This is a genomic window from Acidovorax sp. PRC11 (genome assembly GCF_031844105.1).
Lineage (GTDB): Bacteria > Pseudomonadota > Gammaproteobacteria > Burkholderiales > Burkholderiaceae_C > Paracidovorax.
In genome coordinates this window covers 172,579-185,833 of record NZ_JAUZUQ010000007.1, presented here as the reverse complement: position 1 = coordinate 185,833, position 13,255 = coordinate 172,579, and the positions used below count along the sequence as shown (strand labels likewise).

The 13,255-nt window shown below is 70.9% G+C and carries 11 protein-coding genes and 1 tRNA gene; 6 read left to right on the top strand and 6 right to left on the bottom strand.

Going from position 1 to position 13,255, the window contains the following annotated elements; all coding sequences use genetic code 11:
- Positions 1-35 precede the first annotated feature (35 nt).
- The 3 genes from Q9R47_RS10430 to atpC form a co-directional block, all read right to left on the bottom strand.
- A complete protein-coding gene (locus tag Q9R47_RS10430) occupies positions 36-1,904 on the bottom strand; it encodes a DUF1631 family protein (protein ID WP_311233141.1) in 1,869 nt (622 codons plus the stop codon).
- 72 nt (positions 1,905-1,976) lie between these two features.
- Positions 1,977-3,638, bottom strand: coding sequence for an energy-dependent translational throttle protein EttA (ettA, locus tag Q9R47_RS10425; RefSeq protein ID WP_107172133.1), 1,662 nt, complete (start codon positions 3,636-3,638; stop codon positions 1,977-1,979).
- Between the two features lie 152 nt (positions 3,639-3,790).
- Entirely contained in the window at positions 3,791-4,246 is a 456-nt protein-coding gene (gene atpC, locus Q9R47_RS10420; protein WP_311233140.1) for an ATP synthase F1 subunit epsilon, read from the bottom strand.
- Positions 4,247-4,567: 321 nt separating this feature from the next.
- Here atpC and Q9R47_RS10415 point away from each other — a divergent pair, with 321 nt between their 5' ends.
- Both Q9R47_RS10415 and Q9R47_RS10410 read left to right on the top strand, forming a co-directional pair.
- The gene (locus tag Q9R47_RS10415; RefSeq protein ID WP_311233139.1) at positions 4,568-6,409 is read left to right on the top strand and encodes a DEAD/DEAH box helicase; all 1,842 of its coding nucleotides are present in this window, start codon (positions 4,568-4,570) and stop codon (positions 6,407-6,409) included.
- Between the two features lie 275 nt (positions 6,410-6,684).
- Positions 6,685-8,550 (top strand): M14 family zinc carboxypeptidase, encoded by a 1,866-nt coding sequence (locus Q9R47_RS10410; protein WP_311233138.1) that lies wholly within the window; start codon positions 6,685-6,687, stop codon positions 8,548-8,550.
- 161 nt (positions 8,551-8,711) lie between these two features.
- On the opposite strand, the gene ybaL is transcribed toward Q9R47_RS10410, so the two are convergent.
- Positions 8,712-10,475 carry a YbaL family putative K(+) efflux transporter gene (ybaL, locus tag Q9R47_RS10405; RefSeq protein WP_311233137.1) on the bottom strand — a complete coding sequence of 588 codons (1,764 nt, stop codon included), beginning with the start codon at positions 10,473-10,475 and terminating at the stop codon, positions 8,712-8,714.
- A 217-nt stretch (positions 10,476-10,692) separates the two neighbouring features.
- On the opposite strand from ybaL, the gene Q9R47_RS10400 reads away from it, so the two are divergent.
- The 4 genes from Q9R47_RS10400 (at position 10,693) to Q9R47_RS10385 (ending at position 12,311) form a co-directional block, all read left to right on the top strand.
- Positions 10,693-10,769: transfer RNA gene (locus tag Q9R47_RS10400), tRNA-Arg, on the top strand.
- 142 nt (positions 10,770-10,911) lie between these two features.
- On the top strand, positions 10,912-11,091 hold the full coding sequence (locus Q9R47_RS10395; RefSeq protein ID WP_171445661.1) for a type II toxin-antitoxin system HicA family toxin: 180 nt from the start codon (positions 10,912-10,914) through the stop codon (positions 11,089-11,091).
- A gap of 20 nt (positions 11,092-11,111) precedes the next feature.
- Positions 11,112-11,501: a type II toxin-antitoxin system HicB family antitoxin gene (locus Q9R47_RS10390; RefSeq protein ID WP_311233136.1), complete on the top strand. Its 390-nt coding sequence runs from the start codon at positions 11,112-11,114 to the stop codon at positions 11,499-11,501.
- Positions 11,502-11,891: 390 nt separating this feature from the next.
- Complete coding sequence (locus Q9R47_RS10385; protein WP_311233135.1) at positions 11,892-12,311, top strand: hypothetical protein; 420 nt, start codon at positions 11,892-11,894, stop codon at positions 12,309-12,311.
- Between the two features lie 33 nt (positions 12,312-12,344).
- Here the strand turns inward: Q9R47_RS10385 and Q9R47_RS10380 are convergent, their stop codons facing one another.
- Together Q9R47_RS10380 and Q9R47_RS10375 are read right to left on the bottom strand one after the other, a co-directional pair.
- Positions 12,345-12,554, bottom strand: a complete 210-nt coding sequence (locus Q9R47_RS10380; protein ID WP_311233134.1) for a hypothetical protein — start codon at positions 12,552-12,554, stop codon at positions 12,345-12,347.
- A 169-nt stretch (positions 12,555-12,723) separates the two neighbouring features.
- Positions 12,724-13,203, bottom strand: a complete 480-nt coding sequence (locus tag Q9R47_RS10375; RefSeq protein WP_311233133.1) for a hypothetical protein — start codon at positions 13,201-13,203, stop codon at positions 12,724-12,726.
- Positions 13,204-13,255: the final 52 nt, after the last annotated feature.

The following is a 13,255-nucleotide window of genomic DNA, read 5'->3' as shown; positions in this document are numbered from 1 at the left end:
GGCCTGAGGCGGGACGGGCGCGGAGTGCGGTGGCTTCAGGCGCGGGGCCTGCCCGCCTTGCGGCCCTTCCCCTTCGCTCGGGTCGCGGGCGGGCCGGGCAGCACCTTGAGCGCGCCCTCGGCCATGAGCTTGTCGCGCACGCGGCGCGTCATCGATTGCGTGCTGCCGTCCGGCGCGGTGAAGAGGAACAGCGTGTGGTGCGGGCTCGCCCAGGTGAGCTGCGTGTGGACGGTGCGGTGGTTGGTGGTCAGCTCCATCCAGGCGCCGATCGCCAGCTCCACGCCGGCAGCAGCGGAATCGGCGGCAGGGCCGGCGGCGGCCTCCGCGGTAACCGATTCCGCGCCCTCGCCCGGAATCTCTTCGCTGCTTTCATGCAGCACCGCGGCCTGCGCGGCGGCGGTGAGGTGCAGCTCGGCCACGCGGTCGAGCACGGCCGCGGTCATGCCCGGGTCGTGGCCGATGCGGTCGAGGCCTTCCCTGAGGATGCGCAGGACGTGCACGGCGGCCGGCTCCAGGCGCTCGGGCGACCGGGCCGCGAGCTCGGGCCGGGCCAGCCAGAACAGTTCGGTCACGGCGGCGAGGTAGCCGCCCGGATCGTCCTCGCCGGGCTGGTCGTCCTGGGCGCGGGCGGCCACGTCGGCCCAGGGGCCGGCGGCGAACTCCACGATGTCGGCGGGCAGGTGCTCCGCGCGGGCGAGGGCGCGGATGCCGGTGGAGACGCGGTGCGACAGCTCCTCGCGCCGCGTGAGCTCCAGGGCCACGGCGTGCGCCTCCTCTTCGCGACCACGGCGCAGCCGCTCCTGCGCGGCCCAACCCGCCTCCAGCTCCACGAGCGCCGCGGCGAAGGTGTCCGCCGAACGCGTGTCGCCGGCCAGCACGCTGGCCACCGCGCGGTCCATGCACCGCGCGAATCCCGTGAAATTGTCGGCGTCTTCCGAGTCGAAAGCCAGCGCGCGCAGCGTGAGCGCATCCAGCAGGCGGCGCGCGGGATGCTGGTCGTCGGTGAAGAAGTGGGGGTCGTGCCACGCCAGCCGCTGCAGTGCCGGGCGCAATTCCATCAGGGAGCGCTGCACCGGGCGCAGCAGCCGGTCGTCCTGCGCGATGTTGTCCATCATGCGGTGGACTACTTCGCTGGCGGCGGGCCACCGCTGCTTCGGTGGCGCCAGTGCGGGTGTGACCGGGTGCGAAGCTGGCGATGGTCCGGCCGGCGCAAGGCCGCTGGCCGGGGCCGGGTTGTCGACGATGCCCGGGTTCACCGCCAGCACGCCGTCCGCACGCAGGCGGGACACGGCCTCGCGGTAGGCGGGGACGAGCTGCGTGGCTAGCGCGTCGCGCAGCGGCTCCATCCAGATCGCTCGCACGTCCGGCGCCACGCCCGTCGCGCCCACCACCTGCTGCAGGGCCCGGATGTAGGTCTCGGGGCGCAGCGGATTGAGGTCGGGCTCCACGCGGGGCAGGCCCTGCGCGGCGCTCACCAAGGCATCCAGTTCGGCCAGCACGGCCGCGGTGGCGTGCAGCGCCGTGTGCTGCGCGCGGGCCAGTTCCACCTGCGCCGTCACCTCGGCCTCGTCCCTCAGCGAGAGTTCAGCGAAATCCAGCGCCGCGGGCAGCGCCCATGGCACCCGCACTTCCGGGCCCGGGCGGTCGAAGCGCTCCCGCAGCGCCGCGGGATAGTCACGCACCAGGGCCGGCGCATGCTGCGCGAACACGTGCCGGGCACGCTCCAGCGCATCGCGCCGCCGCGGTTCGCGCGCGAGCAGCGCCTGCGCCTCCAGCACACCGTCCACCACGTCCACCAGCACCTGCATCAGCGGCCCGCCATCGCGGACGGCCGCCGCCACGCAGGCGCGCAGCGCCCCTGCGGCCTCGGGCACGTCGGTCGCGCTGGGGGTGGAGGCAGACATGGCGCGGTCGGCTCGAAGGAGGTGCGGGCTGCCGGGGGGGGGGGCGGTCGATGCCGGTGGAGTGGCAGCCCCTTACTTCAGGGCCTTGTAGCGCATGCGCTTGGGCTTGGCGCCCTCTTCGCCCAGGCGCTTCTTCTTGTCGGCCTCGTACTCCTGGTAGTTGCCGTCGAAGAACACCCACTGGCTGTCGCCTTCGGCGGCCAGGATGTGCGTGGCGATGCGGTCGAGGAACCAGCGGTCATGGCTGATGACCAGCACGGTGCCCGCGTACTCCAGCAGCGCGTCTTCCAGAGCGCGCAGGGTTTCCACGTCCAGGTCGTTCGAGGGTTCATCGAGCAGCAGCACGTTGCCGCCCGCGATCAGCGTCTTGGCCAGGTGCAGCCGGCCGCGTTCGCCGCCCGACAGGCTGCCGACCTTCTTCTGCTGGTCGCCGCCGTTGAAGTTGAAGCGGCCCGCATAGGCGCGGCTGGCCATCTGGAACTTGCCGATGTTGATGATGTCCAGGCCGCCGGAGATGTCTTCCCAGACGGTCTTCTCGTCGGAGAGCGCATCGCGGTTCTGGTCCACGTAGGCCATCTTCACGGTGGAGCCGATCACCACTTCGCCGCTGTCGGGCTGCTCGCGGCCGGCGATCAGCTTGAACAGCGTCGATTTGCCGGCGCCGTTCGGGCCGATGATGCCGACGATGGCGCCGGCCGGGATGTTCATCGACAGGTTGTCGATCAGCACGCGGTCGCCGAAGGATTTGGTGACGTTCTTGAACTCGATCACCTGGGTGCCCAGGCGGTCGGCCACGGGAATGAAGATTTCCTGCGTCTCGTTGCGCTTCTGGTATTCGAAATCGCTCAGTTCCTCGAAGCGGGCGATACGCGCCTTGGACTTGGCCTGGCGGCCCTTGGCGTTCTGGCGCACCCACTCCAGTTCCTTCTTCAGGGCCTTGGCGCGGGCTTCCTCGCCCTTCTGCTCGGATTCGAGGCGGGCCTGCTTCTGGTCCAGCCAGGTGCTGTAGTTGCCCTTGTACGGAATGCCGTGGCCGCGGTCGAGTTCGAGAATCCACTCGGCCGCGTTGTCGAGGAAGTAGCGATCGTGGGTGATGGCCACCACGGTGCCGGGGAAGCGGTGCAGGAACTGCTCCAGCCAGTCGACGGATTCGGCGTCCAGGTGGTTGGTCGGTTCGTCGAGCAGCAGCATGTCGGGCTTGGACAGCAGCAGGCGGCACAGCGCGATGCGGCGCTTCTCGCCGCCGGACAGCACGCCCACGTTGGCTTCCCAGGGCGGCAGGCGCAGCGCGTCGGCGGCGATCTCCAGCTGGTGCTCGGAATCGGTGCCGGCGGTGGCGATGATGGCCTCGAGGCGCGCCTGCTCGGCGGCCAGCGCGTCGAAGTCCGCATCGGGCTCGGCATAGGCGGCGTACACCTCTTCGAGCTTGGCCTTGGCGGCGAAGACTTCGCCCATGGCCTCTTCCACGCTCTCGCGCACCGTGTGCTCGGCGTTGAGTTGGGGCTCCTGCGGCAGGTATCCGATCTTCAGGCCCGGCATGGGGATGGCTTCGCCCTCGATCTCCTTGTCGACGCCGGCCATGATCTTCAGCAGCGTGGATTTGCCCGAGCCGTTCAGGCCCAGCACGCCGATCTTGGCGCCGGGGAAGAACGAGAGCGAGATGTCCTTCAAGATCTGCCGCTTCGGGGGCACGGTCTTGCTGACGCGGTTCATCGAATAAACGTACTGGGCCATTGGCTTTCTTTCCTAGGTATGGGGTGGCGCCCGCCGCCGGGGCGGGCAGCGCCCGGCGTGCCCCGGTGCAAAGGGCCGCTCGGCAGGCGCGTGTGAGGGCGATTATCGGATGCTTTGCGCCGGAAGGCCGCAACGCCCCCTGCGGGCGGCCGCTAGCGCCCGGAAAGCTTGCGCGCCTCGTGCGTCCACTGGGCGGCGGCGCGCGCCAGTTCGGCGTGCAGCAGCGCATGGTCGACATGGGCGAGTTCGCTGCCCAGCAGGCTCGCTGCGGCCTGCCGTGCGGCCTCGGCGCGGGCCGCGTCCAGGTCGGCATCGCGCACCGCGGTGTCCGCGAGCACCGTGACACGCCCGGGCTGGATCTCGACGTAGCCGCCCGAGACGTACACCTCGACGTGTTCGCCGGCCGGGGTTTCGATGTGCACGAAGCCCGCGCGCAGCCGCGTGAGCAGCGGCGTGTGGCCGTGCAGCACCCCGAAGGCGCCCTCCGCGCCCGGCAGGCCCACCACCCGCACGGGGCCGGACCACACCTGGCCCTCCATGTGGGCGATGTCCAGTTGCAGCGCGCCCGGGGAGGCGCCGGCGGGCGAAGGCGATGTCGTCGAAGGCATGAGGTGCGGGGCCACCAGGGAACGAAGGCACCCCGGGCAAGGCAAAGCGCCAGTCTAAGCCCCGGCTGGGCGGGCCGGTGCCTGCGCCCGCGCGCCGGATGCGGTCTGGCGCACGCTGCGGTGCTTCTCATGCCACAATAGCGCCTCAGCCGCCGGCTCCAGTGACCGGCGGCCTCAGCAACCTGCTGGGGACGAGGAAGCCGCCGCGCGGTGTTCCGGCTCCCATTCGTGAATCCCATCTGCCTTTGACTGGACGCAGCCCTTCCCCCGGGCCCTGCGACAGGCCGATGCCTCCCGCGCCCGGAGAGGGCGCTTCCTTCAATGACTTTTGACGAACTGAATCTGGCCCCGGCCATTCTGAAAGCCGTGCACGAGCAGGGCTACGAGACCCCGACTCCCATCCAGGCCCAGGCCATCCCCGCCGTCCTCGCGGGCCACGACCTCCTCGCCGGCGCCCAGACCGGCACCGGCAAGACGGCGGCCTTCACGCTGCCCATGCTGCACCGCCTCTCGGAAGGCACGGCCCCCAAGAGCAAATTCGGCGGCAAGGGCGTGCGCGCCCTCGTGCTGACCCCCACGCGTGAACTCGCCGCCCAGGTCGAGGAATCCGTCCGCCAGTACGGCAAGTACCTCGACATCCATTCCACCGTCGTCTTCGGCGGCGTGGGCATGAACCCGCAGATCGACCGCATCAAGCGCGGCGTCGACGTGCTGGTGGCCACCCCGGGCCGCCTGCTCGACCTGCAGCAGCAGGGCTTCCTCGACCTGTCCACCGTCGAGATCCTGGTGCTGGACGAAGCCGACCGCATGCTCGACATGGGCTTCATCCACGACGTGAAGAAGATCCTGGCGCTGATGTCGCGCGACAAGCAGAGCCTGCTGTTCTCCGCCACCTTCAGCGACGAGATCCGCGAGCTGGCCGGCACGCTGCTGAAGAACCCGCAGAGCATCCAGGTCACGCCGCGCAACACCACGGTGCAGCGCATCACGCAGGTGATCCACCCCGTGGGCCGCGGCAAGAAGAAGCAGGTGCTGCTGCACATCATCCAGGAGCACGACTGGAGCCAGGTGCTGGTGTTCACGCGCACCAAGTTCGGCGCCAACAACGTGGCCGAATTCCTCACCAAGAACGGCGTCAACGCGATGGCGCTGCACGGCAACAAGAGCCAGAGCGCCCGCACGCAGGCCCTGGCCGGCTTCAAGAGCGGCGACATCCGCGCCCTGGTGGCCACCGACATCGCCGCGCGCGGCATCGACATCGACGAGCTGCCGCACGTCGTCAACTACGAGATCCCCAACGTGCCCGAAGACTACGTGCACCGCATCGGCCGCACCGGCCGCGCGGGCGCGAGCGGCGAGGCCGTGAGCCTGGTCTGCATGGACGAAGAAGGCTTCATGATGGAGATCGAGCGCTTCACCAAGCAGGAGATCCCGGTCCAGATCCTGGAGGGCTTCGGCCCCGAGGCCGGCGAGAAGGCCGAGCCGATCGCCATGGGCCGCCAGACCATCTGGGGCGGCGCCGGCAAGCCGCCGAGCCGCGAAGTCATGCAGGCGGCCGCCAAGGCCGCGCGCAGCGAGATGATGGAGCGCATCCGCACCAACAAGGCGGCGCAGGGCGAGCGCAGCGGCGGCGGCGGCGGCAAGTCCGGCGGCGGACGCGGCCAGTCCCAGGCCGGCCAGGGTGACGGCGGCGGCAACGGCGGCGGCCAGAAGCCCCAGCGCAGCCGCGGCGGCGCATCTGCCCAGGGCAACGGTCCGCGTGCCGGCGGCAACGGCGGCCAGCAGCGCGGCTACGGCAATGGCAACGGCGGCGGCAATCCCGGCAACGCCGCTCCGCGCGGCAACCGCGCACCCCGCGCCGAAGGTGGCGGCGGCGGCGGCCACCGCTCCGACGACCTGCAGCCGCGGCGCGAGAACGCCCACCTGGGCACCCAGCTCGGCACGCACCTGGGCCCCTCGCGCCACGGCGGCAGCGGCGGCGGCCAGCCCGATCCGATGCGCACCAGCGTGGACAGCATGTCCAACGGCCGGCGCGGCGGCGGCGGCTTCCGCAGCGGTGGCGGCGGTGGTGGTGGCGGCTACGGCGGTGGTGGCGGCGGCGGCTACGGCGGTGGCCGTGGCGGCAACCGCGGCCCGCGCGGCGGTGGCGGCTACGGGCGCTGAGCCCCGGCGCAGCCCTTTCCTTTTTCCATGACGGCGCAGGCCCCTCCGGGCCCTGCGCATCGTGCCCACGGCGCGGCATGGGCGGTCTTTCCGGACCGCTCCATGCCGCGCCGTTTCCTTTGGCGGACGCGCCATGCGGGCATGGCCCGCACGGTGGGCCACGGTTCAGCGCCGGGGCCGCGGTATTCGGGGCTGCCACCGACACGGCAGGACCGCGGCGGCGGGTAACATCGGCCCCGCCAGCCACAGCCGGCCCTCGCGGCCTGAGACCGACCATGAACCAGCCCTTCGACGCCCTCCGCCCCTCCAGGCCCGCTGCCGCCCTGCCGCCCCGCGCGCTGCTGGGCCCGCTCGTGCTGGCCATCGCCGTGCTGGCGGCCGGCTGCGCCAGCACCCCGCTGCCGCCCTGGCCCGCCAACGAGCCCACACCCCTGCCCTCCACGGCCCAGACGCGGCCGGCGACGCCGCGCACGGTGCCGCCGCCTCTCGGCACCACGCGCGCCGAGGTCGTCACCACCCCGATCGCGACCAGCCCGCTCCTGCAGCCGCCGGCGGATGCCGCGGCCGCGCCCCCGGCGCCTGCCGCCACGACCGGCGATCCGCTGCCCTACAGCGCCGCCGTGGCGGCCCGCTTCCCCGATCCGGCCGTGCGCTACGACACGCCCGGCCTCGCCGAGGGCCGCCGCGCCTTCACGACCAATGCCGAGGCATCGCAATGGCTGCGCAGCCTCGCACCCCAGGCGGGCAGCGCCACCAAGACGGCGGTGATCGAATGGGGCCGCTCGCAGCGCGGCACGCCGCTGGAGGCGCTGGTCGCCACGCGCGGCGCGGGCACCTCGCTGCAGGACCTGGACGCGAGCGGCCGGCCCACCGTGGTGCTGATCGGCCAGCAGCACGGCGACGAGCCCGCGGGCTCGGAAGCGCTGCTGGTGATCGCGCGCGAACTCACCCAGGGCCTGCTGGAGCCGCTGCTGGACCGCATCAACGTCGTCGTCGTGCCGCGCGCCAACCCCGACGGCGCCGAAGCCGGCACCCGCGTGACGGCCAATGGCACCGACATGAACCGCGACCACCTGCTGCTCACCACGCCCGAGGCCCAGGGCCTGGCACGGCTGGTGCGCGACTACCGCCCCATCGCCATCGTCGATGCGCACGAATACACCGTGACGGGCCGCTTCCTGGAGAAGTTCGGCGGCATCCAGCGCTACGACGCCCTGCTGCAGTACGCCACCACCGCCAACGTGCCGGAATTCCTCACCAAGGCCTCGCGCGAGTGGTACCACCAGCCCATGGTCGCCGCCCTGCAGGGCCAGGGCCTGACCAGCGAGTGGTACTACACCACCTCCACCGATCCGGCAGACCGCCGCGTCTCCATGGGCGGCACGCGCCCCGACACCGGCCGCAACGTGAACGGCCTGAAGAACGCGGTCAGCCTGCTGGTGGAAACGCGCGGCGTGGGCATCGGCCGCACGCACATCCAGCGCCGCGTGCACAGCCAGGTGACGGCGCTCACGAGCGCGCTGCGCAGCACGGCGGAGCGCTCGGCCAACCTGGAGCAGGTGCGCTCCTTCGTCGCGCGCGACACGGTCGCCCAGGCCTGCCGCGGCGAGGTCGCGATCGACGCCGGCCCCACGGCCACGCAGCGCGACCTGCTCATGCTCGACCCCGACACCGGTGCCGACAAGACGGTGCGCGTGGAATGGAACTCGTCGCTCGACCTGCGCACCCTCGCCAGCCGCGCGCGCCCCTGCGGCTACTGGCTCAGCCCCTCCGCCACCGAGGCGGTGGACCACCTGAAGATGCTGGGCCTGCAGGTGATGCGCGTGGCCGAACAGGGCTCGCTGCTGGCGGACACCTACCGCGAGACCGGGCGCGACACCGCCGTGCGCGAGGACGTGCGCGGCACCGTCGCCGGCGCGGCCGACACCGTCCGCGTCAAGGTGGACACCGTGCGCACCGCGATCGACGCGCCCGCCGGCAGCTTCTACGTGCCGCTCAACCAGCCGCTCGCCAACCTGGCCGTCGCGGCACTGGAGCCCGACACGCAGAACAGCTATTTCGCGAACCGGCTCATCGGCACGCTCGGCGACACGGCCCGGGTGATGGGCACGCCCACGCTGGTGTTCGAGGAACCGGACTGACCGTCGGTGGGCGCCCGGCTGCGGCCCCCGCCGGGCCCGGATCAGAGCGGCTAAACACGACCCAGCGAAGCGGTTCTGGCTAGGCGCCGCATCGCAGGCAGTACGAGTAGTACGACAAGATGCGGGCGGCAACGACGCCAGAAGGGTCGTGCTAGCCGCTTTCAGACCGACGCGTGGCGCTCGTCCAGCGCGCCGGGCACGGTGGCACCCTGGGGCTCCCGGGCGCTCGCCACCGCCACCACGTGGGTGGTCATGGCCACGGCCAGCGCCTCTTCGCCGAGGAACACCTTGCCCACGCCCTCGCTCTCCAGCAGATCGGCCTCTTCCTCGTTGTGGGAGCGCACCACCGTCTCGATCGCCGGGTTGAGCGTACGCGCGGTGGCGACGATCTGCCGCACGTCCAGCGTGTCCGGCGTGGCGATCACCAGCATGTGGGCGCGCGCGATGTGCGCCTGGATCAGCACGGCCGGGTCCACCGCATCGCCCGCCACGGCCGCCACACCGGCATCGCGCAGGTGCTCGACCAGTTCGCGGTTCTGCTCGGCCACCACGTACGGAATGTCGCGTGCCGCCAGCGCCGCCGCGATGCGGCGCCCCACCCGCCCGTAGCCCACCAGCACCACCTGCCGCGCCAGATAGCGCTGGTGCGTGCTCTGCGGCAGCTCCGCCAGCGGATCGTCGCGCAGCTCCAGCTGGCGTGCCCACGCCGAACGCGCCCGCAGCCAGTCCTGCAGCGGCGCGATCGCGCGGAACAGGATCGGATTGACAGCGATCGAGATGAGCGCGCCCGCCAGCACGAGGCTCGCGCCTTCCGGCGGCAGCAGCCCGAGCGAGGCGCCCAGGCCCACCAGGATGAACGAGAACTCGCCGATCTGCGCGAGGCTGGCCGACACGGTGAGCGCAGTGTTGAGCGGATAGCGGAAGGCCAGCACCAGGCCCGCGGCCGCGAAGGTCTTGCCGAAGATGATGATCGCCACCACGGCCGCCACCTGCAGCGGACGCTCCAGCAGCACGCGCGGATCGAACAGCATGCCGACCGACACGAAGAACAGCACGGCGAACGCATCGCGCAGCGGCAGCGACTCCTGCGCGGCGCGGTGGGCGAACTCCGATTCGCGCATCACCATGCCCGCGAAGAACGCGCCCAGCGCGAACGACACGCCGAAGAGCGCCGCCGACCCGAACGCGATGCCCACCGCCGCGGCCACCACGCACAGCGTGAACAGCTCGCGCGAACCCGTGCGTGCCACCTGCCACAGCAGCCAGGGAAACACCCGCCGCCCCACCAGCAGCATCACCGCCACGAACCCGCCCACCTGCGCGAGCGTCCAGGCCAGCGTCTTCCAGAGCGGAGTCTGCGCCGCCGCCTCCGCAGGGCCGGATGCAGCGGCACCGCCGCCGAGCGAATGGGCCAGAGGCGGCAGCAGCACCAGCACGAGCACCATGGCCAGGTCTTCCACCACCAGCCATCCGACCGCGATGCGGCCGGTGTACGAATCGAGGATGCCGAGCGTTTCCAGCGCGCGCAGCAGCACCACCGTGCTCGCCACCGACAGCGCCAGCCCGAACACCAGCGCACCGCCCAGGCCCCACCCCCACCAGCTGGCCAGCCCCATCCCCAGCAGCGTGGCGACCGCCATCTGCACGATCGCCCCGGGCAGCGCGATCTTGCGCACCGCCAGCAGATCGCCCAGCGAGAAATGCAGGCCCACGCCGAACATCAGCAGCATGACGCCGATCTCGGCGAGCTGGCTGGCCATGCCGCCATCGGCCACGAAGCCCGGCGTGTACGGCCCGATCGCCACGCCCGCCAGCAGGTAGCCCACCAGCGCGGGCAAGCGCAGCCGCGTCGCCAGGAAGCCCAGCAACAGGGCCAGCCCCAGGCCGACGGCAACGGTATGGATGAGTTCTACGCTATGGGGCATGTGTCAAAGGAGAAGGCTTTGGCAGCGCTCAGAGCGCGGGAGGGCGGCGATTCCGTTATAACCGCAAAGCAGCCCGTCGGTGACATCATCTGGACCGTGCGCGCGGGGCCTGCAGCGGCGGCGCGGGTATGATCACGGACCTCGAAGGCGCGGCCCGCGCCCATCCGGCCTGCCCGGGCGGGCCTGGGCTCCCCTCCCACTCACCTTCGAGCCATGTCTGCCCGTAGCTCAACTGGATAGAGCAATTGCCTTCTAAGCAATAGGTCGGGGGTTCGAGTCCCTCCGGGCAGGCCAGCATTCCCCCTCTGAAAACCCCCATAGGCGAGTTGGCTCAGGGAAGTTCCGGGGAAGAATTCCCCCTCCTTCCAGTTTCGTGCGGATCTCGGCGACTTGTGTATTCTTGCGCAAACATCTATGGTTGTGTAGCATTACACAAATGAATAGCGCGGCACTCATCAAAGAACTGAAGGCAGATGGTTGGGTGCTGATCCACTCGGTCGGGTCGCACCACCAGTACAAGCACCCGAACAAGACCGGCAAGGTCACAGTGCCCCATACGAAGAAAGACCTTCCCGTAGGCACCGTGAAGAGCATCAGGAAACAGGCGGGCCTCTGAGGCCCTTTTCGGAGTAAGACATGCTGTACCCCATCTACGTGCACAAGGACGCTGGAAGCGCATACGGCGCGGCCTTTCCCGACTTCCCCGGCTGCTTCGCTGCAGCCGATGATCTTCAATCCCTGCCCCGCGCCGCCCAGGAAGCCGCGGAGGCCCACTTCGGCGGTGACGACGATCCGATCCCGGCGCCTTCGTCTCCCGAGAAGTGGGCGGACGACCCGGACTACACCGGGGGGTTCTGGATGCTGGTCGATGTGGATCTGGCAAAAGTGCGTGCGAAAGCCATCCGTCTGAACATCAGCCTGAACGAGGGCCTCGTGCAGCGCATCGATGCGGCAGCGAAGGCGCGCGGGCAGAGCCGCTCCGCGTTCTTGGCTCAGGCAGCCGAGCGGGAGATGTCGGCCGCCTGAGCTGATACTGCAGGCCGGTCGCTGCATACAATCCACGCCGGAGGGGTCGCGGCGCGCTACATCTGCTGGCCATGACTGCCTCCAGACCTCTGGCTCTCGCGCCTCGTCACTCGTCATCGCAGCATGGCCAGCGGCGCACGACACGCCTCCAACGCCACCAGTAGCGGCCCCTCGTACCCTATTCGATCACCCGTCCCGAACAACTTACGGGAACTCACAGCGTGTATCGCCCGCCCGGAGGTATTCTGCGGCGGCGGGGTCCCGGTTGCCGCCGTGTCCACTCTCGGCGGTGGCGGCTGCCTGTGGGGGCCCAGCCTTCCTGGCGGTCACCCCGCACCTTTTCTTCCAAGTCGGCGCAGCGGAGCATCGGTCAATTGGCGACAATACCGTATGCGCTCCATACTCGCCGGTCTCGTGCTGGCAGCCGTTCCCCTCTTGTCCCATGCGGACGAGTGGTTCACCGTGTACGGAGATCCGGAGCACACGGCGCAGGACCTGATACAGATCCGCCCCGGCTCGCTCGCCCACCTGGAAGGGGACCTGCTGAGCGTGGAGGTACGGATCACGCGGGGTTCGGTGCGACAGGCCTATGGCGGCGGCACCTACCGCGGCCATTCGAGCACCGTGGCCGTGGACTGCGAAGGGCGCAGGGCCTGGTACACGCGCATGAAATTCTACGGAGAGCCCGGCTGGATGGGCCCGGTGACCATGGAGCGCTCGTTCCGACAGGACGAGGCCCCCGTCATGTTCAAGGAGATTCCGGACCAGGCCGATCGGCTGATCCGTGCCGCGTGCCGACTGCGCCGCTGAGCCGGCCGAAGCGATCTGGAAAGCCCTGGGTGATCAGCCCATCCACTGGCGACCGTAGCCAGTGTCCGAGAACTGCGATTGCACCGACTGGCGGCTGTCCGGGATGTCTTCGACATCGGGGCATGGGTCCAGGTCGCCGAGCTGTGCCTGCCAGCGTGGCAGCTCGCGCTGTCCCATCTGGCGCGCGCGGACGCTTTCGGCAGCGTAGAAGGCAGGGCCTCCGGAACATGGGACGACGAACATGGCGCACCTCCTGGGGAATCTGGAGCTTTGATTAGGCCCTGACCCGGGCGTGTCGGAGGTGGGAGGGGTCAGGCAGGGCCTGTAGGAAACCTGCCCATGCCCGGCGGAGATCGCTGCCGGACGATACGTTCGCGCCGCCCCGCCGGCCCTCCCCTCCATGGGAGGCCTGTCAGCGCCCGCTGCCGCCGCCCGCGCCGCCGGCACCGCCAGCGCCCGAGCCGCCAGCACCGCCTCCGCCGGCGCCGGAACCACCGGCACCCGAGCCCGCGCCGCCGCCCATGCCGCCGGAGCCCGAACCACCGGCGCCGCCGCCCATTCCACTGCCGCCGGAACCCGAGCCGGTCGAGCCGCCGCTACCGCTGCCCGTGCCGCCCGTACCCGACGTGCCGCCGTTGCTGGTGCCGCCGGTCTGGCCACCCGTGGCCCGGTCACCGGAGTGGGTGCCCGAGTGCGTGCCGGACCGCTTGGATGCGCCGGTGGCGCGCGGCGACGGTGCGTCGGCCGTGCTGCCGCCCATGGCGCCGCTGGTGGCACCGCCCGTGCCGCCCGTCTGGGCCTGCACGAACGGGGTGGCCAGGAGCATCGCACCCGAGATCAGTGCGCCTGCGCAGTACTGCAGGGTCTTGGGCGTTTGGGAAATTCGCTTCATGGATGAGTCTCCGTCAGTGGAAGGTTGAGAAAAGAAGGCCCCGCACTCCGGC